22 protein-coding genes and 1 pseudogene are annotated in these 24,128 nt (G+C 40.3%); 20 read left to right on the forward strand and 3 right to left on the reverse strand.

Annotated elements, in window-relative coordinates; all coding sequences use genetic code 11:
* Positions 1 to 136: 136 nt before the first annotated feature.
* Complete coding sequence (locus Q7657_RS04300) at positions 137 to 1,795, forward strand: ATPase RavA domain-containing protein (RefSeq protein WP_107165744.1); 1,659 nt, start codon at positions 137 to 139, stop codon at positions 1,793 to 1,795.
* A gap of 76 nt (positions 1,796 to 1,871) precedes the next feature.
* Entirely contained in the window at positions 1,872 to 3,329 is a 1,458-nt protein-coding gene (gene viaA / locus Q7657_RS04305) for an ATPase RavA stimulator ViaA (protein WP_107165745.1), read from the forward strand.
* Between the two features lie 71 nt (positions 3,330 to 3,400).
* Here the strand turns inward: viaA and Q7657_RS04310 are convergent, their stop codons facing one another.
* The gene (locus Q7657_RS04310) at positions 3,401 to 4,588 is read right to left on the reverse strand and encodes a transporter substrate-binding domain-containing protein (protein WP_181319824.1); all 1,188 of its coding nucleotides are present in this window, start codon (positions 4,586 to 4,588) and stop codon (positions 3,401 to 3,403) included.
* 203 nt (positions 4,589 to 4,791) lie between these two features.
* On the opposite strand from Q7657_RS04310, the gene Q7657_RS04315 reads away from it, so the two are divergent.
* From Q7657_RS04315 to Q7657_RS04385, 15 genes and pseudogenes are all read left to right on the forward strand, one after another.
* Entirely contained in the window at positions 4,792 to 6,213 is a 1,422-nt protein-coding gene (locus Q7657_RS04315) for an NfeD family protein (protein WP_107165922.1), read from the forward strand.
* Between the two features lie 38 nt (positions 6,214 to 6,251).
* A complete protein-coding gene (locus Q7657_RS04320) occupies positions 6,252 to 7,064 on the forward strand; it encodes a slipin family protein (RefSeq protein WP_107165746.1) in 813 nt (270 codons plus the stop codon).
* A gap of 117 nt (positions 7,065 to 7,181) precedes the next feature.
* The gene (gene rlmF, locus Q7657_RS04325) at positions 7,182 to 8,183 is read left to right on the forward strand and encodes a 23S rRNA (adenine(1618)-N(6))-methyltransferase RlmF (protein ID WP_181319826.1); all 1,002 of its coding nucleotides are present in this window, start codon (positions 7,182 to 7,184) and stop codon (positions 8,181 to 8,183) included.
* Positions 8,184 to 8,386: 203 nt separating this feature from the next.
* Positions 8,387 to 9,334 carry a YbgA family protein gene (locus Q7657_RS04330; RefSeq protein ID WP_107165748.1) on the forward strand — a complete coding sequence of 316 codons (948 nt, stop codon included), beginning with the start codon at positions 8,387 to 8,389 and terminating at the stop codon, positions 9,332 to 9,334.
* A gap of 55 nt (positions 9,335 to 9,389) precedes the next feature.
* Positions 9,390 to 9,605 (forward strand): TIGR02450 family Trp-rich protein, encoded by a 216-nt coding sequence (locus Q7657_RS04335; RefSeq protein WP_053989031.1) that lies wholly within the window; start codon positions 9,390 to 9,392, stop codon positions 9,603 to 9,605.
* 22 nt (positions 9,606 to 9,627) lie between these two features.
* Complete coding sequence (locus Q7657_RS04340) at positions 9,628 to 10,431, forward strand: MerR family transcriptional regulator (protein WP_107165749.1); 804 nt, start codon at positions 9,628 to 9,630, stop codon at positions 10,429 to 10,431.
* 86 nt (positions 10,432 to 10,517) lie between these two features.
* Positions 10,518 to 11,989 (forward strand): annotated as a pseudogene (gene phrB / locus Q7657_RS04345) (deoxyribodipyrimidine photo-lyase).
* A 19-nt stretch (positions 11,990 to 12,008) separates the two neighbouring features.
* Positions 12,009 to 12,449, forward strand: a complete 441-nt coding sequence (locus Q7657_RS04350) for a nuclear transport factor 2 family protein (protein WP_053989034.1) — start codon at positions 12,009 to 12,011, stop codon at positions 12,447 to 12,449.
* Positions 12,446 to 13,171, forward strand: coding sequence for an SDR family NAD(P)-dependent oxidoreductase (locus Q7657_RS04355; RefSeq protein WP_107165751.1), 726 nt, complete (start codon positions 12,446 to 12,448; stop codon positions 13,169 to 13,171). The genes Q7657_RS04350 and Q7657_RS04355 overlap by 4 nt, the downstream gene beginning before the upstream one ends.
* Positions 13,172 to 13,173: 2 nt before the next feature.
* On the forward strand, positions 13,174 to 14,517 hold the full coding sequence (locus tag Q7657_RS04360) for an NAD(P)/FAD-dependent oxidoreductase (RefSeq protein ID WP_107165752.1): 1,344 nt from the start codon (positions 13,174 to 13,176) through the stop codon (positions 14,515 to 14,517).
* Between the two features lie 2 nt (positions 14,518 to 14,519).
* Positions 14,520 to 15,389 carry a DUF1365 domain-containing protein gene (locus Q7657_RS04365; RefSeq protein ID WP_107165923.1) on the forward strand — a complete coding sequence of 290 codons (870 nt, stop codon included), beginning with the start codon at positions 14,520 to 14,522 and terminating at the stop codon, positions 15,387 to 15,389.
* Positions 15,382 to 16,620, forward strand: coding sequence for an SAM-dependent methyltransferase (locus Q7657_RS04370; RefSeq protein ID WP_107165753.1), 1,239 nt, complete (start codon positions 15,382 to 15,384; stop codon positions 16,618 to 16,620). The genes Q7657_RS04365 and Q7657_RS04370 overlap by 8 nt, the downstream gene beginning before the upstream one ends.
* On the forward strand, positions 16,608 to 17,159 hold the full coding sequence (locus Q7657_RS04375) for a DUF2878 domain-containing protein (protein WP_107165754.1): 552 nt from the start codon (positions 16,608 to 16,610) through the stop codon (positions 17,157 to 17,159). The genes Q7657_RS04370 and Q7657_RS04375 overlap by 13 nt, the downstream gene beginning before the upstream one ends.
* Entirely contained in the window at positions 17,159 to 17,725 is a 567-nt protein-coding gene (locus tag Q7657_RS04380; protein WP_107165755.1) for a chalcone isomerase family protein, read from the forward strand. The genes Q7657_RS04375 and Q7657_RS04380 overlap by 1 nt, the downstream gene beginning before the upstream one ends.
* A gap of 28 nt (positions 17,726 to 17,753) precedes the next feature.
* A complete protein-coding gene (locus tag Q7657_RS04385; RefSeq protein WP_107165756.1) occupies positions 17,754 to 18,266 on the forward strand; it encodes a DUF3833 domain-containing protein in 513 nt (170 codons plus the stop codon).
* A gap of 153 nt (positions 18,267 to 18,419) precedes the next feature.
* Here Q7657_RS04385 and Q7657_RS04390 read toward each other — a convergent pair whose 3' ends face one another.
* A complete protein-coding gene (locus tag Q7657_RS04390; protein WP_107165757.1) occupies positions 18,420 to 18,911 on the reverse strand; it encodes a hypothetical protein in 492 nt (163 codons plus the stop codon).
* A 388-nt stretch (positions 18,912 to 19,299) separates the two neighbouring features.
* Here Q7657_RS04390 and Q7657_RS04395 point away from each other — a divergent pair, with 388 nt between their 5' ends.
* Positions 19,300 to 19,818: a hypothetical protein gene (locus Q7657_RS04395; RefSeq protein ID WP_107165758.1), complete on the forward strand. Its 519-nt coding sequence runs from the start codon at positions 19,300 to 19,302 to the stop codon at positions 19,816 to 19,818.
* A 106-nt stretch (positions 19,819 to 19,924) separates the two neighbouring features.
* On the opposite strand, the gene Q7657_RS04400 is transcribed toward Q7657_RS04395, so the two are convergent.
* Positions 19,925 to 21,565: a DUF2813 domain-containing protein gene (locus Q7657_RS04400; RefSeq protein WP_107165759.1), complete on the reverse strand. Its 1,641-nt coding sequence runs from the start codon at positions 21,563 to 21,565 to the stop codon at positions 19,925 to 19,927.
* Positions 21,566 to 21,708: 143 nt separating this feature from the next.
* On the opposite strand from Q7657_RS04400, the gene Q7657_RS04405 reads away from it, so the two are divergent.
* Together Q7657_RS04405 and Q7657_RS04410 are read left to right on the forward strand one after the other, a co-directional pair.
* A complete protein-coding gene (locus tag Q7657_RS04405) occupies positions 21,709 to 22,104 on the forward strand; it encodes a VOC family protein (RefSeq protein WP_107165760.1) in 396 nt (131 codons plus the stop codon).
* 205 nt (positions 22,105 to 22,309) lie between these two features.
* Entirely contained in the window at positions 22,310 to 24,070 is a 1,761-nt protein-coding gene (locus Q7657_RS04410; RefSeq protein ID WP_107165761.1) for a bifunctional metallophosphatase/5'-nucleotidase, read from the forward strand.
* Positions 24,071 to 24,128: the final 58 nt, after the last annotated feature.

The raw sequence follows: 24,128 nt of genomic DNA on the forward strand, positions 1-24,128 counted from the left end.
TACAAGATAAAATTTTGAATCAACTTGTTACAATGATAAAGTCGTTTTATAGATATAACATTAAAAGTAGAGCTGTGCTCTCAGTGATATAGACGCAGTTAAAGCGTAAGTAGGGTTTACAAACAAGGTTGGTTTTATGCTCACAATGGCAACAACAGCAACAACTCCGAATAAAGCAATTTTATCTGAACGTATTCAAAAACTGATCAAAGGGCTTTCAAATGGCGTTTACGAACGCGAAGAAGTGATAAAGCTGTGTTTGCTAGCTGCATTAGCAGGGGAAAGTGTTTTTCTACTAGGTCCTCCTGGTATTGCTAAAAGTTTAATTGCGAAACGTCTTATCCAAGCTTTTGATGACAGTAAATTCTTTGATTACTTGATGACGCGTTTCTCAACGCCGGAAGAAGTATTCGGTCCTCTATCTATTCAAGAATTAAAAGATAACGGTAAATATGTACGTTTAACTGATGGCTATCTACCGACTGCACAAGTGGTTTTCCTTGATGAAATTTGGAAAGCTGGTCCTGCTATTCTTAATACCTTATTAACAGTGGTGAACGAGCGCACATTCAAAAATGGTCAAGATGTGCTGCCTGTACCAATGCGCTTGTTGATCACGGCATCTAACGAATTACCAGATGAAGATAGCGGTTTAGACGCCCTATACGATCGTATGTTAGTTCGTGTGTTTGTTAACCGTATTCAAGAGAAGAAAAACTTTAAAGCCATGTTGATGGGCGAAGGCCCAACGTTACAAGAAATCGATCCAAGTCTTACGATTAAAGATGAGGAATACATTAACTGGCAGCAGCACATTGATGATGTTCAGTTAAGTGAAGCGATTTTTGAGCAAATCTATCAATTGAAATCCATGGTTGAAAACAAAGTGAACCAAGGTGATGTGATTGATAGCGACAATGAGCTTTACATTTCAGATCGTCGTTGGAAGAAATCAGTACGCTTATTAAAAGCCAGCGCTTTCTTTAATGGTCGAGATGAAATCAACCCACTTGATTTATTACTGCTACAAGATTGTTTATGGCATAGCCCAGAATCACGCAACGTGATCTGTAATATCGTTGATAAGTTTGCGGCTGAGTATGCGTTTAATCAAAAAGAATCTGCGTTAGATGCCAATGAAGCAGAAACCATCATTAACACTATTAACGATGATGTAGCAGAGAAACTTGCGATTACCTTCACCAAAGAAAGCACCATGCGTAAAGAGTGGTTTAAGTATAACTTTGCTACAGCTGCTCGTTTTAACGTTAATAACAATCCACGCATGATCAAATTAGTGATGCTGCAACAGAACCCATCAGTTTCTGAGCAAGAGCCGGGCGATAGCCGTTGGGTTTATGTGGATGGTGATGAATTTGATAAGAAGATCCGCACCGGCAAATGCGATATCTACGGTTTTGTTAATAAGAATACCCATCTGTGTCGTTTACAGTTTGAAATTGATGCGCAGAATCGCTTAACCATCAAAGATATTGCCAATCGTGCTGTACTGGTAGGGATTGCGGGTAATAAAGGCATTACCGAGAGCATGCAACAAACATGGCAGCAAGCTGTAGATAGCGCCATGGCGAAGATTGTGGATGCTGAGCATAGCATTATGAAGTGTCGCTCCCAGTTCCACGGTGCACTACCACATAACTTTATTAATGATTCATTTCCTGCGCTAATTGAACAAAGTATCAGTGATGCAGCAGATAAAGTAACTGAGCTTAAAGGCTTAGTTGAGAAAAGTGCTTTCCGCATAAACCATCTTTCTGAATATTTTGCTAAATAGTGTTTGATAATCAGTGTGTTTAGTAACAATAGAACAAGCCAAGCTGATATTAAGCATGGAAAGAGGAGAATAGCGTATGCCAGTCTCTGAAGGATTAAACTTTGCAATGATGCTCGCTGAGTCGGGCATCATTGATAGCGCTGTGCACGAGGTCATGGTAAGACCGCAACTATTAATGGCAGCAGAGCAAAGTCCCGGCATTAAAACCGCCATGAAAAACCAAGTCATGAAATGGCGTGGACAGATGATCCGGCAAACCGCAAAAGGGACAGTGGAAGAGCGGTTTCATGACGAGATTGAACTGTATCAGCAAGCCTGTAAGTGGGATCAAGACTATTTCATCGAACATGCTGACGAGTTAGTAAAAAAACTTGAAGGGCAATCTTCGTTTTACTTCAAAGCAAAAAGCCTTGTTGCAAAAGAGCATCAAAAACATAACCCGATGTTCCAACGATTCTTCTGTAATAAATGGTATGAGTACATTGCTCATGCTTTAACTGAAGCGCAAGAATCAGAGATTGAAGAACATAAAGAAGCCTTGCTGAGAGATATGTATCAGCGCATTGAAACATTAAAGCAAATGGAAGAAGTTACCGAAGCTGGTGATGAGACCAAAGCAGGGCGTTTATGGGATATGGCAAAAGCCAAACTGACCCAAACTGATGTTGATGTAATGAAGAAAATAGCCAAGTTCTTGAAAAAGAATAATGGCTTACAAGACATTGCAGAGAAGTTAGGGCGAATGGCGAGTGAGGTAGATGATCCCAATAAAGAACGTGTAAAAGCAGAAGAATTTAAGCTGGTGGAAGAGGTAAGTGACAATGTCACTGATGATATCGTCGGTATTTATGAAAGTGATGATCTTGCCAAACTGCTACCCAACGAAGCGATGTTCTTGGCATACCCTGAGCTTGAAGTGGTGTTTTATAAACACTTAGCAGATAAACGCTTAATGAATTATCGGATGCAGGGAACTCAGCGAAAACTGCGTAAGGTTAAAGCTTATAAGCGACAAACCAAGCGTGTTGATCAAGATAAAGGGCCGTTTATCGTTTGTATTGATGCATCAGGCTCTATGTCGGGTTTTCCTGAGAACTGTGCTAAAGCTTTAGCTTACGGTTTAATGCAGATTGCGTTAGCGGATGAGCGTGATTGCTACGTGATCATGTTCTCGACTCAGCAAATCACTTACGAGCTAACCAAGCAAGATGGTTTGAGTGAAGTGGTTAACTTCTTATCTTACTCTTTCCACGGTGGTACGGACTTGGGACCTGTGCTTGATCAATCTATTGATTTAATGAGTGACGGTAAATATAAAAACGCGGATTTGGTGGTGTTATCGGACTTTATTGCACCAAGCCAACCTGATGAAATGTTAACAAGGGTTGAAAAGCTAAAAGCGCAGAAGAACCGTTTTCATGCGGTGAATTTGTCGAAGTATGGTAACCCTGAATTACTTGAAATGTTCGATCACTGTTGGTCGTATCATCCATCAAAACTGAGCCAATTAGGTAAGCTATTTAAGGTTCGCTAGAAGTTAAAACGCTATATTTCAAAAGTGATGATTATTTGGAATATAGCGTGGCTCTCTTTACTCTCTTTTATCTATTTGATTTTAAAATACTCTAATAAAGCATTTCGCCATTCATTGGTTTGTCTAAACTGTAATAACTCTCGATTTATCGACTCTTCATACGGGCTTTTTTCAGTTAAAGCGATACCGTAGTTTTGTTTTTCAAACTGGTATGGCAACACGTTAAGCTTTTCGTATTTTCCTTTCTCTTTTGCTATTTTTATGCGGTATTTCACTATCGCATCATCACCAACAGCCGCTTCAATTTCGCCTTTGTCTAATGCATCAAGCATATCTGGAACCGTATCGTATTGACGATGAGCAATGCTATGACGGGTGAGAAACTGAGATGAAGTAGAGGCTGTTTTTGCGCCTGTAGTGACATTGGCTAAATCATGAGGGCTTTTAATGTCATTACTGATCAAACCAACGGTAAAAGTACTAGCTAATACAGCGGTAATACTGGCAATAAAAAGCGTGGTAAAGACGGCAAGGCAAACGGTTAAAACTCGTCCGGTTAATGTTTTAAATTCATAGTAATTAAATGGCCCTTTGGTGATAAATAGTAAGCCAAGAATAAAGCCTTCAATGAGTTGTGCAGGGCGAGAGCGCATAGAGTAAAGCTTATCGTTTACTCTATGCTCTAACAAATAGTACAAACCTCCGACTAAAGCGGCTGCGGTGAAGAAAATACCAATGATCGTCAGCAAATGTCGGTTGGTAATAATACTTTTGAACGTATCGAAATAACCTGCAGATTTCACCACGATCGCCAAGTGAGTCTCATAAAAAGAATGGGAAAAATCGATGATTTCCTCACGCTCAGGGGTTATCGATAAGCAAGATAGCCCAATATCTACCTCTTTATTAGCAACGGCTTGTAATAACTCTTTCAGTGGGTAATTTTGAAAACGATAGGGTAACTGTAATTTCTCTGCTATTTGCTGCCATAGCAGAACACTTAACCCTGTGTATTCCCCGAATTGATCTTGCATAACAAAAGGCGGACATAAATAAGTGCCAATGAGCAGTTCCTTTTTATTGGCTTCATTCGTTACTGTGGCTTGCATTATTTTGGGGGAGTTTGCAGTTGTCTGCTCTTGTGCCGCTAATGATGAAGAGATCCCACAGCACAAGTATGTTAACGCCAAAAGTAGCCTGATAAGGCATGAGATAGAACGGGCTGAGAGGGGGAATAGCGTTAACGTCTTATTGGACATAGATCTATCCTTATTATTTTTATTATTAAGTATAAGTCGTATCTTCTATTTTGATGTTTGCATCTAACGCATCGTATTTAAGTCAACTATTCATATTTAAGAAAACCAAATCTCCTTATAGCTCGTATAGTTAAAGTATTAACTGCTGTTTGTATCAGTATTAATAGTTTCAGCTTTTATTCATGACAGTGGTGGGTGAAGCGATGAAAACGATTATTCGATTCTTATTTCTGTGCATCATGCTATTGGGGTTTAGTGCGGTTGCTCAAACACAGCAAGAGGTGTGGGTGATTGGTATTAAAGGTGGGATTGGCCCTGCCACCAGCGATTATGTCACTCGAGAAATTACCGAAGCACAAAACAACAATGCTGCGATGATCATCCTACAAGTTGATACGCCCGGTGGGCTTGATACGTCGATGAGACAAATCATTCAGGCGATAACTGTCTCGCCAGTACCTATCGCAACATGGGTCGGTCCTGCAGGTTCAAGAGCCGCCAGTGCAGGAACTTATATTCTGCTGGCAAGCCATATAGCGACCATGGCTGATGGAACAAATTTAGGTGCAGCGACACCTGTTTCTATTGGTGGCGGTAAAGCCGGTAGTAATCCGTTGTCAGGAAGTGATGAGGATAAACCAACCAATGCTTCTGATAACCCTCAAAACAAACAACCAGACAGCGAAGAGAAGCAAAACAGTGCTGAAAACGATAAAGAGCCAACGCCTACAACAAGCAATCCTTCTGCAATGGAAAGTAAAGTCATCAATGATGCTGCGGCTTATATTGAAAGCTTAGCGAAATTACACAATCGTAATCCTGAATGGGCAATTAAAGCAGTACGAGAGGCTGCCAGCATTGATGCACAAACCGCACTTAAAGAAAACGTGATTGATTTCATTGCCCAAAACCGAGAGCAAGTCATAGAGAAAGCCAATGGCAGAATGGTCAAGATCAATGGTGTTGAAACACCGATTGAATTGACTAACGTGAGCTTTATTGAGCGTGAACAAGACTGGCGATTCAAATTACTCTCAGTGCTCACCAACCCTAATGTTGCTTATATCTTAATGTTAATTGGTATGTACGGCTTACTGCTTGAATTTTATAGTCCAGGTGTTGGTTTACCCGGTGTATTAGGTGGGATTTGCTTTGTCTTGGCGATGTATTCATTGCAAATGTTGCCAATCAGTTATGCAGGATTAGCACTGATTATTCTTGGTGTCATGTTAATGGTAGCGGAAGCCTTTAGTCCAAGTTTCGGTATTTTAGGGCTTGGCGGTATCGCCTCATTTGCATTGGGATCGGTGATGTTAATGGATACTGATTTACCCGGTTATCAAATCGCTGCACCGTTAATCATTGGTTTCACCGTTGTCTCTGCACTGTTTTTCTTCGTCATTATTGCCATGTTGGTGAAATCTCGTAAACGACCTGTCACAACAGGGATAAATACCTTAATTGGTCAGCAAGCCACAGTGATGTATGTCGATAATGAAGCAGGTAAATACCATGTTTTTGTGGCGGGTGAAATGTGGCAAGCCACCAGCACAGGTGTTTTTCACAAGGGCGATAAAGTGATTGTAACGGGAGTCAGAGGCTTATGGCTTGAAATCGATCCTTAATCTATAGAGCTACTTAATACGCTTAAAAGGAGATAAGTATGATCACTTATTCACTTGCGGTCATCGTTGTGTTCGTGGTGGCGCTGATCTTCAGCATGTTTAAGATTTTGCGAGAATATGAAAGAGCCGTGGTGTTTCTACTAGGGCGTTTCTATGAAGTCAAAGGGCCGGGACTGGTTATTATTGTGCCGATCATTCAACAAATGGTGCGTGTTGATTTACGTACCATTGTGCTTGATGTTCCGACTCAAGATTTAATTACTAAAGATAATGTATCAGTGCATGTTAATGCTGTGGTGTACTTTAAAGTCGTTGATCCCAAGATGGCGATTATCAATGTCGAGAACTACTTCGAAGCCACCAGCCAGTTATCTCAAACCACCTTACGCTCAGTGCTAGGGCAACATGAACTTGATGAATTACTGTCAGCTCGTGAAGAGTTAAACCGTGATCTACAAGGGATCTTAGATCAGCATACCGATAATTGGGGGATCAAAATCGCCAATGTGGAAATCAAACATGTTGATCTTGATGACAGTATGGTAAGAGCGCTAGCAAGACAAGCTGAAGCTGAGCGCTCTCGTCGAGCCAAAGTTATTCATGCCACTGGTGAGCTTGAAGCATCAGCTAAATTGCAAGAAGCTGCCAGAGAGCTAAACAAATCACCGAATGCGATTCAGCTACGTTATTTCCAAACCCTGACGGAAGTGGCAAACGAGCGAACATCCACTATTGTATTTCCACTGCCGATCAATTTGATTGATAAATTAAGCGGGGAAGATGTACTGGAAATGGCGAAATTAAAGGTGAAGCAAGAAGTGAATAAGCAGAATGATGCGAAAAGTGAGTAATTAAAGCCATGAACCGTGGGTAATTTAGTCAGTTAACACCTTTAATACTAAGTATATGACGCATAACCATGTACAATGCTGCGCTTTGATAAGATCCATTCTGCGAGTAGCAAAAAGATGAGCCAAAAGAAAAACGCACAGCCTAAAAAAGGTTTACACCCACGTAACCCACATCGTGAGCGTTATGACTTTGCCAAGTTAATTCAATCAACACCAGAATTAGCTCAGCATGTTAGTGAAAATCCTTATGGTGATCTTTCTGTTAATTTCTCAGATCCTGCGGCAGTTAAAGCCCTAAATAAAGCTTTATTGAGTCATTTCTACAAGGTGAATTACTGGGATATTCCAGCAGGTTTCTTATGTCCGCCAATTCCCGGTCGTGCAGATTACTTACACTATATTGCAGACTTATTGGCTGAATCTAATGGCAATACCATTCCGCAAGGTAAGGCTGTACGTGGTTTGGATGTGGGTGTTGGTGCGAACTGTGTGTATCCGATTATTGGTCATCGTGTGTATGGTTGGCAGTTCGTTGGTGCAGATATTGATCCTATCTCCATTAAATCAGCTAAATTCATCGCAGATGCAAACCCAAGCCTCAAAGGTAATATCAAACTACGTTTACAGAAAAATGCAGATAACATCTTCACGGGTATGATCAATGCGGATGAAGTGTTTGATTTCACGCTTTGTAATCCACCATTCCATGCCTCGTTAGAAGAAGCGACAGCAGGATCAGAGCGTAAAGTGCGTAACTTAGCAGCCAATGCCAACAAGAAACAAAAGCCACGCCAAACTAACTTTAATGCACAAGCTAAACCTGTATTAAACTTTGGTGGTCAAAAAGCCGAGCTTTGGTGTCCGGGTGGTGAAGCCGCATTTATTCAAAAAATGATCAAACAAAGTGCTGAACATGCTGGTCAATGTTTCTGGTTTACAACGTTAGTGTCTAAAAAAGAAAACCTACCTGCGATTTACCAACAGCTACAACAAGCGCAAGCAGCGGATGTAAAAACCATTGAAATGTCACAAGGTCAGAAGATTTCTCGTATTGTGGCGTGGACGTTTTTAACCGAAGAACAGCAACAAGAGTGGCGTCAAGAACGTTGGTCTAACTAACTGATAGTTAACAACTATATTTTGAATCAAGCGGCGATTATCGTCGCTTTTTTTATGTCTGTCGTTTGCCGTAATGCCAAGTATCTACTTTTATTTAGCGTATTGAAAAACAAAGTTGTACATAATTTTAATCTTGTACAACTTTAAAATATTGTCTACAGTAATTGTACAAGATTAAAAAATTGTACAAGTCTGGAGGCGGTATGGGCATCCCTGTTGGTATTAGCGCATGTGTATTAGGTGAAAAGGTTCGCTTTGATGGTGGACATAAACGTAATCGTTTTGTGGCTGAAGATCTAAGCGAGTATTTTGATTTTAGAGCTGTTTGTCCTGAAATGGCGATAGGGATGCCTGTTCCTCGTCCAGTGATCAGATTACAAGATAACGGCATTGAAGTACGTCTTGTTGATAGCAAAGATGACAGTATCGATCATACCGAGAAAATGAAGACATTTGCTGATGCGATTATTCCTAGTTTTGAGTGGTTACGTGGCTATGTGGTATGCGCTAAATCACCTTCTTGCGGCATGGAGCGGGTGAAACTGTATATGAAAAACGGTAATACCATTCCCGGGGGGGCGATTGGGATTTACACGCAACAACTGATGGAATCTATGCCGTGGTTACCAGTAGAAGAAGATGGGCGTTTGTGCGATCCAGTATTGCGTGAAAACTTCATTTTCCGTGTCTATGCTCTTGATGATTTATATCGCTCAGTAGAAGGTGGTATTACTCGTGACAAAATCATCAAATTCCATTCACGCTATAAACTCTGTCTTATGGCACACCACCAAGCCTCTTACCGAGAGTTAGGACGTTTAGTTTCTAAAATCCATGAATGGGAGGATCTGATAGAGTTTTTCTTAACTTATCGTCAGCAATTTATGGATGCACTGAAGAAACGTGCCAGCCGTAAAAATAACACCAATGTACTGATGCACATTCAAGGTTACTTTAAGCGTGATTTAGATAAGCAACAAAAGGCAGAACTGCGTGATGTGATCATGCGCTATCGTGAAGGCTTGTTACCACTGGTTGCGCCACTAACCTTAATTAATCATCACCTTACTGTAAACCCAGATGAGTATTTATCACAGCAAGCGTATTTAGCACCGTATCCTGAAAAACTACTGTTACGTTATTCATTATAAGGCAGTGTTAAGGGCAAATGGTGAGGGTAAATTTAGCAAGGTGATAGAGGTCAGCATGAATAGGCTTAGTCCGAAAAAACTGCTCAATAGCAAATGGACAGCAGCACAGCCAAAGAATAAAGAGAAACATTTTATTATCACCGATGTTGAAACTAATGAAAGTGGTGAAGTGTTGTTTTGCACTATGGAAGCCGTGATGTCGAAACGAGAATTTAGCGTCAATTGGCAAGAATTAAAGAATACCTTGGTGTGGTATCAAGGCTGGAAATAATGATGTTAAACAAGGATAAAGAGTGAACGTTGAAGTGAAGTTGTATTCAATAAGTGAAGTATCAGAGTTAACCGGAGTGAACGCTGTAACCCTGCGTGCATGGCAGCGTCGTTATGGCTTATTAGTGCCGCAACGCACGCCAAAAGGACACCGTTTATATACCGATAATGATATTGCCAAGATCCACGACATTCTTGCATGGTTAGATAAAGGGGTGTCTATCGGTAAAGTGAAGCCGTTACTCGATGGTGCGGTTGAGCATCAACAATCTGATGTAGAGAAAATCGAGCTGGTGGACGACACCTTGAGCTTTATTGAGCAAGGTAAATTATCACAAGTAGAAAAGAGACTGCGTGAAGCCGTAAAACTCTATCCTTTTAAAATGCTAGAAGAGCAGTTTCTTCAGCCGATTGAACGCTATATCTCACGTACTGAAAACCCCCTTAGAGCGTTACACATGAGTATTTGGAGCACTGTAGTGATGCAGTGTTTTGTGTCTATTTTTACTAAAGTGAATGTCGAGAAAAACACACCTTGCTTAGTTATGAGTTATGGTTCGATGAATAACCATCATGTCTGGCAGCAAGCATTGAAATTAGCTTATGACGGTTACTACGTGATGGTGCTTTGTGATATTTCGGGCAAATTAACAGGGCTATCTTCACTGCTCCAAGATAAGCAGATCAACGCTATGTATATCGTGGGTGAAAATAAACTCGATAACAAACAGTTAGCTGAAATAGAAAACGTGATGAGCGAATGTGATATTGCTTGTGAGTTTATTGGCAGTATAAGAAACATCCATCAGGGAGAAATCGTAGTGTAGCTATTAGGTGATATTCGACATCTTTTTCACGTTTTTAGTGACAATGTAACGAATCGGTGATTGATCATAAGGTAAAGGGAGAAATAATGACCAATACTAACGTAAATGAAGATCACGTCATTATCTGGTTTCGTGATGATTTACGCACTCTAGATAACACTGCACTGAATCATGCCATTGAAACGGGGCTTCCTGTTATTGCGCTTTTTGTTGCAACTCCGATGCAATGGCATCAGCATCATGTGGCCGCGATTCAAGTTGACTTTATTCACCGACGTTTACGAATATTAAAACAACAACTTGTAGCACTGAATATCCCATTACACGTGATCCAATGTAATGACTTTAGAGAGTCTGTCGATGCTGTTGTAGAGTATTGCCTCCAACATCGTGTGGTACATGTGTTTGCGAATAAACAATATCCATGCAATGAACAATTGCGCGATGAACAACTTGGGGTATTGCTTGCCAACTCAGGCATTAATCAAAGTTTGTTTGATGATAATTATGTACTTCAACCTGAGACAATCTTAAATCGGGAAGGTGAGCTGTTTAAAGTTTTCACTCCGTATCGCAGTGCTTGGCTAAAACGTTTTATTGCTGAACCTAGTTACCCTGTCACTACAACCAAAGCCGTCGCACTTAGCGATACCACATCTGCCATGCTTGCGGATAGCATACGGATATTCAATCGTTAGGTTACCCGGTGATTGAAAGTGTACGTTGGCCGGTTGATGAAGAAGCAATACTACAGCGATTAGATACTTTTTGTGCCACTAAAGCACTGGATTATCACCAACAACGGGATTTCCCAGCCATTGATGGCACCAGTTGTTTATCACCATTTCTCGCCATTGGCGCATTATCAGCAAGGCAATGTGTTTACCATTTACTGCAACATTTCCCCAATGCATTAGAAATCAATAAAGATAGCGGTGCATTTACATGGCTAAGCGAAATCATCTGGCGTGAGTTCTATGGACATTTAATGCATCGTTATCCAGAGCTTAGTAAAAACCATCCATTTCAAGCCTATACCCAGCATGTGCGCTGGCAAGATAACCCAACTTTATTAAAAGCATGGCAAGACGGTAAAACCGGTTTTCCGATTGTCGATGCTGCAATGCGACAACTAAGAGCAACCGGTTGGATGCATAATCGACTTCGCATGATCACCGCCAGCTTCTTAACTAAAGACTTACTTTGTGACTGGCGAGCAGGTGAGCAGTGGTTTATGCAACATCTCATTGATGGTGATTTTGCCTCTAATAATGGCGGTTGGCAGTGGGCGGCATCAACAGGAACAGACTCGCAACCGTACTTTCGTGTTTTTAATCCAACCCTTCAGGGACAAAGATTTGATCCAAAAGGTGATTTCATTCGTACATGGGTGGAGGAGCTGGCAAATGTTCCCGATAAGTACATTCACACCCCTCATCAATGGGAAAGCGGTGAATGCCTTGATTATCCATTACCTGTCGTTGATCACAAGCAAGCTCGGTTATTAGCGATTGATGCTTTCAAACAAGCGAAAGTTGTGATGGATAATCATCAATAAAGAGGTGGAGGAATGAAAAATGGACGCAGTGAACAATCCTGCATTAATCAAGTTTTTTGATGTGTATGCACAGCTAGGGAAAGAGAATTTAGAAAAGCTTGCGGACGTTTATCATCATTCGGTCATCTTCGAAGATCCTGCTCATAAGATTGAAGGTTTCACTGCATTAGAAGCGTATTTCTTCAATCTCTACCAAAACATTAATAGTTGTCACTTTGTGATCAATAGCTATGTTGAAGACGATCATGAAGCTTTTGTGCAATGGACCATGCATTTTTCTCATCCTCGATTACAAAACGGTAAAGAACGCCGCTTAGAAGGCTGTACTCAACTTAAGTTCGAGCAAGAGAAAGTCATTTATCATCGAGATTATTTTGACATGGGAGAAATGATTTATGAGGGGTTGCCGATGTTTGGACGGATCATTCGCCATATTAAAGCGAGGTTAGGTCAAGCATGAAACAGGTATTGATCACCGGCGCCAGCTCAGGGATTGGCAAACAGCTTGCATGTGATTATGCAGATAACAATTGGAATGTGATCGCTTGTGGGCAAAACCAAGTAAGGCTGAATGAATTAGAAAATTATCATTCATCAATTCAGAGTTTACGATTTGATGTAACAGATATTGAAAACACCAAAACAGCCTTGTCACAGTTAACGGAATTACCTGATTTGATCATTTTAAATGCAGGGACTTGTGAATATATCGACCAAGGTGTGATTGATACAGCACTATTTAAACGTGTGTTTAACGTTAATGTTTTCGGGATTTTGCACTGTATTGAAGCGTTACAAGACAGATTCACAGAACAAACACATTTAGTGGTCATCAGTTCATCAGCGAGTTTTATTCCGTTACCACGAGCAGAAGCCTATGGCGCTTCTAAAGCAGCGATAAGTTATATCTCACAAACCTTGGCTCTCGATCTACAACATAAAAACGTCAAGGTCACCTTAGTGAATCCGGGGTTTGTAAAAACGCCACTGACAGATAAAAACGACTTTGCGATGCCGATGTTAGTGACGCCTGAATTTGCTTCTCAAAAAATAAGGCATGGCATTGAGACTGGGAAAAAGGAAATTCATTTTCCTATTGTTTTTACATTATTTTTAAAAACCATTGCGCTTTTGCCATTCACCCTTCGGATGGCTGTAATTAAACAAATAACGGGGAAATAATAATGAAAATCGCCATTATTGGTTCCGGTATTTCTGGCTTAACCTCGGCTTGGTATTTGCACAAAGAGCATGATGTTACAGTGTTTGAAGCAAATGATTATGTAGGTGGCCATACCGCAACAGTTGATGTCACGGTTAAAAGTGGTGAATATGCTATTGATACAGGTTTCATTGTCTTTAATGATCGCACTTATCCCAACTTTGAAAACCTGTTAGAGCAGTTAGAGATTGCCGGCAAGCCAAGTGAAATGAGCTTTAGTGTTCATAATAAGAAAACTGGACTTGAATATAATGGTCATTCGCTGTCGTCGTTGTTTGCCCAAAAGCGTAATCTAATCAATCCTGCTTTTTATCGCTTCTTATATGAAATCACCCAGTTTAATAAACTGGCTAAACAGACCGTCGGTGATAGTTCATTAATGGAACAAACCCTAGGTCAGTTTTTAGAGCAGCATAATTTCAGCGACTATTTTGCTGAAAACTACATTTTGCCAATGGGGGCGGCGATTTGGTCTTCTACCTTGTCAGATATGCGTGGTTTTCCGCTTGGTTTCTTCCTGCGATTTTTCTTAAATCATGGCCTGTTAGATATCACTAATCGCCCGCAATGGTATGTGATCCCTGGAGGATCCCGTGAATATGTGCGAAAAATGCAGCAACATATCGGTCATTGTATCCGTTTAAATAGCCCAGTTAGCTCAGTAAAACGTACAACTGGCAGAGTGATCGTTACTTCAAATCACCAACCAGAAGAATTTGATCAAGTGATCTTTGCTTGTCACAGTGATCAAGCCTTATCCATGCTGGCAGATGCCACTTCCGAAGAAGTCTATGTACTGTCTGATATTTATTATCAAGAAAATGAAGTGGTTCTGCATACCGATACGTCTTTACTACCTAAACGACGCATGGCATGGGCATCATGGAATTATTCCTTACCTAAAGATCGTGACGAGCGAGAACGAAACTTAGCCTCACTGACATACAACATGAATATCTTACAAGGTATATTTGCCCCAGAAACATTCTGCGTCACCCTTAACCAAACTCATGCTATTGATGAAGACAAAATCTTACGTAAGTTTGTTTACTCGCATCCAGTCTTTAATAACAAAAGTATCGCTGCTCAGCAGAATCGACATTTAATCAATGGCGTGAATCAAACATGGTTCTGTGGCGCTTATTGGTATAACGGGTTTCATGAAGATGGGGTACGCAGTGCGCTTGATGTTGTCAATGCTATAAAGAGCCAACGCTTAGCGGGTGGCAATGATACGCCACACAATATGGTTGCTTTTACCTCTAGCATCGAATCTACAACCAAGAACGTAATAAGAAGTTGCTAATGATGGAACAAGATAAGCAGCTAAATAGCGGGATTTATCAAGGGTGGGTTCGGCATCGTCGATTTACACCTGTTGATCATCGTTTTACCTACTCGATGTTTATGGTTTATATCGACTTAGCTGAATTATCACAACTTAGTCATCGAGTCACAGGTTTTGGATTATCGGTAATGAGCTTTGCGCGTTTTCGCCGTGATGATTATGTTGCTGGCGATCAAGATCTTGCTAAAGCGGTAAAAGATAAAGTCTTCGAACTGACGGGAAAACAGTTTAAAGGCAATGTCACCATGCTTTGTCATCTGCGTTACTGTGGCTTGTATTTCAGTCCACTTAATCTTTACTACTTACATGATGAGTCGGGCAACTGGCAATACACATTAGCAGAAGTCAGCAATACACCTTGGAATGAAAAACATTATTACGCAGTGCCAGCACCACAATATTGGACGGGTAAAACTTATAACCATGATAAGGCATTTCATGTCTCACCGTTTAATCCGATCAAACAAGAGTATTGTTGGCGGTTAACGAAGCCTGATAGCAATTTGCTGGTTCATTTGGCTGTTAACAAAAGTATAGATAGCATCGCTCCGAGTGAGTATCAAAGTGATTTAAAAAATCGCAATCAAAAAGTATTTGATGCCAGCATGCAGATGCGCAAACACAGCTTTAGCTCCAAGACATTAATTAAACAACTATTACTTACTCCCATTATGACGATCAAGGTGGTCGTCGGTATCTATTGGCAAGCGCTAAAGCTCTTTATTAAAGGCGCACCCATTTACGATCATCCAGCAAAAAACACATCCAATAACAATCAAATCCAATCAAGTAATGATCACGTTATTAAACGAGGGAATGATAATGCTTAGAAGCGAATTACAACAATCAACAACGTCAGTTTCAGCCTCTGATCACGCCTCTAGGAAACTTCTATTCACGGTATTAAATCAGCTCAGTAATGCTGGGTTAAGTGTCTCTGATCCTATGGAAGGCACCGTTTTCTTTGGTGATAAGCAAGCGTCACTACAAGCCAATATTGTGGTCCATAATCCTTTATTTTATAAACGACTATTAAGCGAAGGAAGTATTGGTGCAGGTGAAGCCTATATTGAAGGCTGGTGGGACTCACCAAACTTGACCAACGTAGTGCGTGTATTAGCGAAGAACCTAGCCACCCTTGATAAGCTAGAAGCAAAAATGGGTTGGGTGAGTAAGTTATCAAGCCAAGTAAGTCACTTTTTAAGAAAGAACAATAAACAAAACGCCCGTAAAAACATTTCTGCACATTACGATCTTGGTAACGATCTTTATCGACACTTTCTTGATCCTAGCATGCTGTATTCATCGGCTATTTATCTCAACGATCACGATAGCCTTGAACAAGCGCAATGGAACAAGATGGATCGTTTATGCCGTCAATTAAAGCTCACCTCGGATGATCACTTATTAGAGATCGGTACAGGCTGGGGAGGTATGGCAATTCATGCTGCGAAACATTACGGCTGTCGAGTTACTACCACTACTATTTCAGAACAACAATATCTGTGGGCGAAACAACAGGTAGAACAAGCAGGCTTATCTGATCGTATAACACTCTTAATGGATGACTATCGTGATTTAACAGGGCAATACGACAAGTTGGTTTCAATTGAAATGATAGAAGCCGTAGGTAAGCAGTATTTGAAAACCTATATCGAGAAATGCCAGTCGTTATTAAAACCAAATGGATTAATGGCAATTCAAGCGATCACCATTGCTGATCAACGTTATGCAAGTTATAGCCGTAGTGTTGATTTCATTCAAAAGCATATCTTCCCTGGTGGCTTTTTACCGTCAGTCACTGTACTTCTGGATAATTTAACCCAGCATAGCGACTTTGTTATTCGAGATATTAAAGACATTGGGCTGGATTACGCCAAAACCCTAGAAGACTGGCGAGATCAGTTTGATGCCAATGCCGCACAATTAGAGAAATACGGCTACGATGAAAGGTTTATGCGTATGTGGCGATTCTACTTTGCTTATTGTGAAGGTGGATTTTTAGAGCGAACCATTAGCACTATTCAATTTGTAGCGAGCCGACCGCAATGGAGAGAGTAAACCCACTTGCCAACAAGCTAAAAGTCATACTCGCAGGCATGGTATTTAACCTGTACTGGTTACTTGCCGTGTGGGGTCAATATCGCTTTGTCTACATTCTGTTTTTCATCTTACTTGTGACATGGTTTCTTGAAGCAAAAGCGTGGCGTTTTTCATTACTGGCTGCGCTTCCCGGTATCGTTATCGATTCATTACTTAAACAGTGGAATATCTTTGAATTTCCCATTCCCAATAGAACGCCGTTATTCATCGACTTGACAACCGTAGGGCTTATTCCCATTTGGTTGATAATGCTTTGGTTAGGCTTTACCACTTTTGTGTGGAGCATACGAGACACTATTGCATCCATATCAACTAAATGGTTGCTGGTGACTGGCAGTATTGGTGGTGCGCTGAGTTATTGGTCTGGTATGAAGTTAGAAGCCGTATCCTTTACATTACCAGTATTTGATACCAGCTTGATCTTAATGTTGATTTGGCTTGGGCTGACACGTTACATGCTTTGGTTATTATCAATCTTCAATAAGAGGGCAAATTAATGCGTGCGTTATGGCTGCTGTTAAGTATCACTGTTATACCTGCTTCAACTTATGCGTTAGCTTCAAACCAAGCCTCTGTGATGAGAGAAACGTCGATCAAAGAGCCAGCGATAAAGAGTGTTACTAGCCAGTATCCTTGGTATCAATGGCAAACCGTGGGGCAAGCAACATTAAAATGGGGGCTTTGGGATATTTATAACTCAGAGCTAAAAACACCAACAGGGAAGTACAGTGGGTTAGACACAGATTTAGCACTAATTATTCGCTATCTAAGAGATATTGATAAAGATGATCTGCTACAAGCGACTAACGAGCAATGGCTGCATTTAGGTTATAGCAAACAACAAATCACACCTTGGTTAACAACCTTATCGGCTATTTGGCCGAATGTGAAAAAGGGTGATCGTCTTATCTTTGTGCAACGTAATGGCATCGGACAGTTTTACCAAGGGACTCAACCTTTAGGTAAGCCATTGTCGAAATCATTAACACGCAGTTTTATCGCTATTTGGCTATCACCTAAAACTGACTATCCCAAACTTCGTAAGCAACTGATTAATCAATAATGTCTAGCTCAACATCTGGAGGTGTGCAATGAAATGGTTATTTGCCTTAATACTATTACTAACGGGTTGCACAGTTTCAACATCGGATTATCAACAAACCGAGCCTAAGTTTGATCTGTTCGGCTACTTTGAAGGTAACATTACTGCATGGGGAATGCTGCAAGATTACAAAGGTAAACAAACACGACGCTTTACTGTGGATATTGTTGGCACAATTGAAAATAACACCTTAACCCTTACCGAAGATTTCGTGTTTGATGATGGCGAAACTCAACAACGTATTTGGGTGATCAACAAACTCTCGGACGGTACTTATAGAGGCAAAGCTAATGATGTGATTGGTGAAGCTCAAGGCGTTGAGATAGGGAATGCGCTGCAATGGCAATATACCTTAGCGATTCCAGTCGATGATTCAATCTACAACATCAAGTTTAACGACTGGATGTATCGCCAAGACGAAAAGCACGTTTTCAACATCGCCACCATGAACAAGTTTGGTTTTGAAGTGGGTAAAGTGACGCTGTTTTTTAAGAAAATATAAGTAATTGTGTTTAGTACTCTTTAGCTCATCTATTTTCTAAAAGATAAAGGCCTACATCTCTGTAGGCCTTTTCGATCGAATCTTAGCTGTTATTCCTAGCTATACGACTAAAGAGTAGAAATGGTTATCCGCCAAGATGTCATTTTTTTCAGCTTAGCCTTTTAGTTTCCAAACCACACACTCACCTTTATCTCCTCTTCGGAAAGTCATGTAATTGTGCGAGTATGTAATTGAAATATTTTCTTTGGTTAATAACTCTTTGTCATCTTGCGTCATTGATGGATATTGCAAAGCCCCGTTTTCTACTTTGACTGTTAAAGGAATCATGTTATCAGCAGTATTAATTTGGAATGATAAGCTACAAGTTGAAAACTGCTCCATTTTAAGCGCCCCTATATTATGACCTAGGACTGTACCGTTAACATTCAAGTCATTATCGCCATAACCGTGACTTTCACATCCGTTATCTGATATCAACGTGAGTGTTGTACTCGTTACATCAGAGCCAACAGGAACCATAGAGTTTTGAAAAATATAGGATTTCTCCAACGTTGATGATTGATCTTGATTATAAATATCTGTTTGAGCGAAAGCAGCTACAGAAAGTAAAGATAGAGGAAGAAGAATAGATTTTAGCTTTAACATGTTTTTTCCTTTATATGGTTCTAAACAACATTTGGAGAACCCATCATCATGAAAATAAGCTAAAAAAGCCTAAATTTAGACTCAAAAACGCCTCAAATATAAATCAAATAAGTTAACTACTTTTTTTGAAGGGAATAAGTGCTTCTAGTATGAGGTGTGAAATTAAATAGTCATTAAATCATTGGCTTATAATTGATCAAATTTATTAAATCACTCTTAGTCTTTGTGTTTTTAATAAATAATTTGAAACAAAATGATGTAATTAAGCTCATGATGTTTATGAGATAGATGGAGTATGATTGTCGGAATTTGTAGGCATTCTTTTGCGTGAAAGTAAGAATGCTGATTAATAAGCTATTTGTCTGCTTGAAGAGATAGAGGTTAAATTATGCCTAGAGCTAAAGGAATAAACAGTTTTACAGACCTGTATGAAAGAGCTGTAGGGATAAGGGATAATTCGTTTTTGTCGTCGTTTATACTTGGTCATCTCATGACTGAGTATCTTCTCGTTAAAATCGCAGAGTTAAAGCAACCAACTCTAACCAAGCTTATTGAAACTCTAAATCATGAGAGACTTGTGGAGTTAGTGTTTGGATTAGGTGAGCTAGATGAGCCAATGAAAGAAACACTTTTGGCTATAAACACGATGAGAAATAAGTTAGCACATCGAATTTCATACACGCCATCGATAATAGAATACAAAAATATAGTTCTCCTTGCGCAGAGTTCCTTTTCAGACATGACAGATGGTTTTATGCAAACGCTTGAAGAAATGGAAGGCAAATCTAGCTTAGATGAATGTGATGAATTCATCTTCCATGAAATGTTTATGCAGATTTCATATAATCTGCACGAGCTTTATATCGATTTAGGTGGAGACTGGGATATTTTCCATGAAAACACATAACAAATAAGCTAAATGATCTCTGTACAACAATGAGTCAGTCAGTCCAAAAACAAAAGCCTACATCATTGTAGGCTTGTTCATCTCTAATCTCAGCTTGCTTTAATCGTTACCCAAACCCTCGCGCCATAGCGACGATGCGTTTTAGCACCCAACGGATCAAAAGCGGAATACGATCATCTCGCTCTTCTTGGGTATATTTCACAATTGCTAACGCCATATCTGGTTTCGCATTCTTACGCAGTGCTTTGTAGATAATCTTCTTCATGGGTAATGGATTATTAGTTGATACATTCGCTAATTGACGAAATAGCGCCTCATACCCATTACGATATAAGAAATGCTCGATGTCTCTTGCTGGTAACACGGTTAAGCGCACACGTTCAGGATCATCGCCTAGCATATTACGAACTTTATCAGCGTATTTCTTACCCGCAGGATCGCCATCGGCAACAAGGTGCCATTCAATACCTAATAACTTCGCTAACTTGATTAACGGTTTTAAACCACTTTGCGCAAATTCGATGATTTGAATACCTTCTGCGGCAAGGTTGTAACCGTTCAGCCTTGCCATTTCGTTAAATAGCCAAACCTCGGTTTCACCTTCGACTAATAACCACACACGAGCAAAAAAAGCGCTAGGTCGATGCATTCGCACATGGAAAGTGACTTTACGGGTGTCATCTTTATTTAATTCACCACGATCAACACCATAAACCGCAGTCTTATGTGGCTGACGGATCAGCTTTTTGATCGCAGTTAAAGGCGCAGAGGATAGTAACTCAGGGCTATTAGTCGTTAAGATCTTTTGCATCGGCATACTTTGAATAAACGCCCATGCTTGGTGCAACATGATCGGATGTAATCGACCTTCAGGATCTTCAAGGATCATAATAGGGCGAGAAATACGTTTAAGCTCTACAGGCCCTCGGGCACGAATATATTCGTTTAATAAGCTCATTAACATCAAACGAGCCTGTTTTGTCATGGCTGGTTGAATAAGCTGATCAAACGGGTTTGAATTATGAATGGATTGATAGTGTATCGAATGATCTTTACTACGCTGGTGGGGCGCAAAAGCAAAGTAGTGATCAACTAACGATCGTAGCGTTGTAATGCTACTTTTGATCTCAGCAGTACTCACGTGACCGGGCTGTGTCATTAAACGACGACAAGTGTTATCTAATCGCCGTTGTACACGGGCTTCTTTCTGGGTTTGTGCTGGTGGCTGATCATGTTGAAGCTCATGCCCACCATCATGTAAACGCCTTGCATCCCGAATACGCACAATAGGGTGTAGCACCATAAGCTGACGAATAAACTTATCAGTATCTTGGTGTGTAATACCATGTCCATCAAGCTGTAAAAATTGACGTTTAGTAATGATCTTGTCGTTTTCGATATGGCTATGGATTTGGTAATAGAAATGCTTAATACCGTCTTTATCGATCAGAAACGGTTGAAAGCCTCGATAACGACGCGCAAGATGTTCACCTTCGTAATCTTCTTGCCAATGTAAAACAATTTGAATTTCAGTCGAACGCTCATTCCCTAAGGCATGGTCGATATGGAAATCTGAAAAATGGAAATCATAGAATTTCGCATCTGGCGATAACGCCAAACATAGGGCATCCAGCAATGAGGATTTACCCCATGCATTTTCACCAATAAGTACGGTTAGCTCATTGAATGATAGGGATAAACGCTTAATGCCACGGAAACCTGAAATCTCAATGCTTTCTAAATGCATAAAACTATATAAACCTCGTTGCTTCCCATATACGATATAGTAAATCAGAGGCTGATTGGCTAGCTCTGATCACATATTGATAGCATGATTGACTACAAATAGTTAAACAATTTCAAATAAATAATGATTGAAGGAATAGTTAGATGGCTAAAATAATCCACTCAATGATCCGTGTTGTTGATTTAGATGCGTCATTAAAATTTTATAAAGAAGTATTGGATTTGGACATTGCAGAGCGTTTGGATTTTGACGGCTTTAGTTTGGTTTATCTTCGAAATGAAGAAAACGATATGGAGCTTGAGCTAACTTGGAATGAAGGCACTGAAGAGCCTTATACACACGGTACGGGTTATGGTCATATTGCTGTTGCCGTTGAGAATTTAGAAGCTGAACATGCCAAGCTTGCTGAGTGTGGTTATGCACCACTTGAGATCAAAGAGTTCTTCCGTGATGGTCAGCTATTGGCGAAATTCTTCTTTGTTCAAGATCCTGATGGCTACAAAATTGAGTTCCTACAACGTCACGGACGTTACAAATAACTTTTTAGTATAGAGTTCGAATGTGATGTAAGGCGGTATTATTTATTACCGTCTTACTATTAATACGTCTAATATTCTCATTTATGATATATTGACATTTATCACAAGTATTTTGTCTTTCCATGTATGGTTTGGGCTTAATAGGTGACAGCTTACGAATAATCTCTCATTAGTGTGAGTCTTTCAGGGAGAGACATAATTTTTTATGACGAAGAATAATAAAAAAGCAAAGATCACATTTGCTCATATCAATGATACGCATTCGAATTTTGAACCATCTTCTATATCACTCAACCTGCCTCAACATGTTCTGAATACAGATACTGCTGTTTATGCAAGTTGTGGTGGTTTTTCTCGTATTTCGTCTGCGGTAAATGAACTCAAATCAGAGGCTTTCTTAAATCAGCGTGAATTTATGTTTTTACATGCTGGTGACTGTTTCCAAGGTACGCTGTATTTCTCGTTGTATAAGGGCGTAGCTAATGCAGTTTTACTGAATGCGATTGGCGTTGAAGCAATGGCATTGGGTAATCATGAGTTAGATATGGGTAATAATAGCGTTGCTGATTTCCTTGATCAGACGCATTTCCCTTTGCTTGCTGGTAACTGGGATTTATCCCAAGAAGATCAAACCAAACCCAATCCTCTTCGTGATAAAGCGAATGTATTTGCCTACGATAATCAAACACAAACCGCAAAATACATTACTAAAGATGTGCACGGTGAGCCGATCGCTATTTTTGGTTTAGCGATTGAAAATATGGCAGGGATTGCGAACCCTGATCCTGATACTCACTTTATGAATGTAACGACAGTTGCACGAAATACGGTTCAGTATTTAAACCAGCAAGGTATTAATAAAATTGTTGTGCTGAGTCACCTTGGCTATGAGCATGACATTGAATTAGCACAAGAAGTGGATGGTATTGGTGCGATCATCGGTGGTCATACTCATACCATGCAAGGTGACTTTACAAATATTGGCTACGGTAAAACCGACCAATACGCTCACATGGTAAATAACACTTGTGTTGTGCAAGCGGGTTGTAATGCATTAGCGGTGGGTCACGTTACACTTGAATTTGCACAAGACGGTAAAGTTGAACAAGCATTTGGTGCTAACCAGCTTTTACTTGGTCGTCAATTTACCGTTGATGCAGGGCGTACGGAACATCTTGAAAGTGAAGAACATGACATTGTTCGTGATTTCTTAAGCAAGCAAGATAACATTCGCTTTGTGGTCAAAGATCCTATCATTGAGAACATACTAAACGAGCATTACCGTCCTGCTGTTCGTGCGCTGCAAACGGAAGAAGTCGCAGTGATTAATGAGCCATTACGTCATATTCGTATTCCTGATGGCAGAGGGCCTAGCCAAATAGCCCCTTGGGTAGTGGAAAGCTTTGTCTGGAAAGCACGCCAGCTTGGCTATGATGTTGATTTCGGTATTCATAATGCTGGTGGCGTAAGATGCTCGCTAAACCCTGGTGTGATCACTCCTGCGGATATTGCTGGTAAATTACTGCCTTTTGCTATCGGCATTATGATTTATAGCGTGAAAGGTAAGCGTATTCGTCAAGCATTAGAAGGCGCTATCGATAACGCAATCAGCAATGGTGTTGATGGCACAGGTGATGGTAGTTTCCCTTATGTTGCAGATCTGCGTTTTACTTATCGTTGTTGCTCGGTAAAAGGGACACGCATCGAAACTTTAGAGCATTTAAAAGATGGTGTCTGGATTCCAGTGGAAGATGAGAAAGTCTATACCTCTGTTTCTTCTGGTTATACCGCAACAGGTAAAGAGGGCTATGCACCGTTATTAGATTACGTGAAAGAGCCTAAACCTATTAACGTGACCATGGCTGATGCGTTTGAAGATTTCGCTAAGCAAAAGAAATCATTTGATGCTCCTGTTAATAACAATACGATTTATTTTCCGTGTACAGGCAATGAAGACGTAGCGTAACTCGCTCAACATTTGTTGCTACAAATAGCAAAAGCCGAATAGCGCATTCATGATGAAT

Origin of the sequence: Candidatus Photobacterium acropomis (genome assembly GCF_030685555.1) — a bacterium.
Classification (GTDB): Bacteria; Pseudomonadota; Gammaproteobacteria; order Enterobacterales; family Vibrionaceae; genus Photobacterium; species Photobacterium lucens.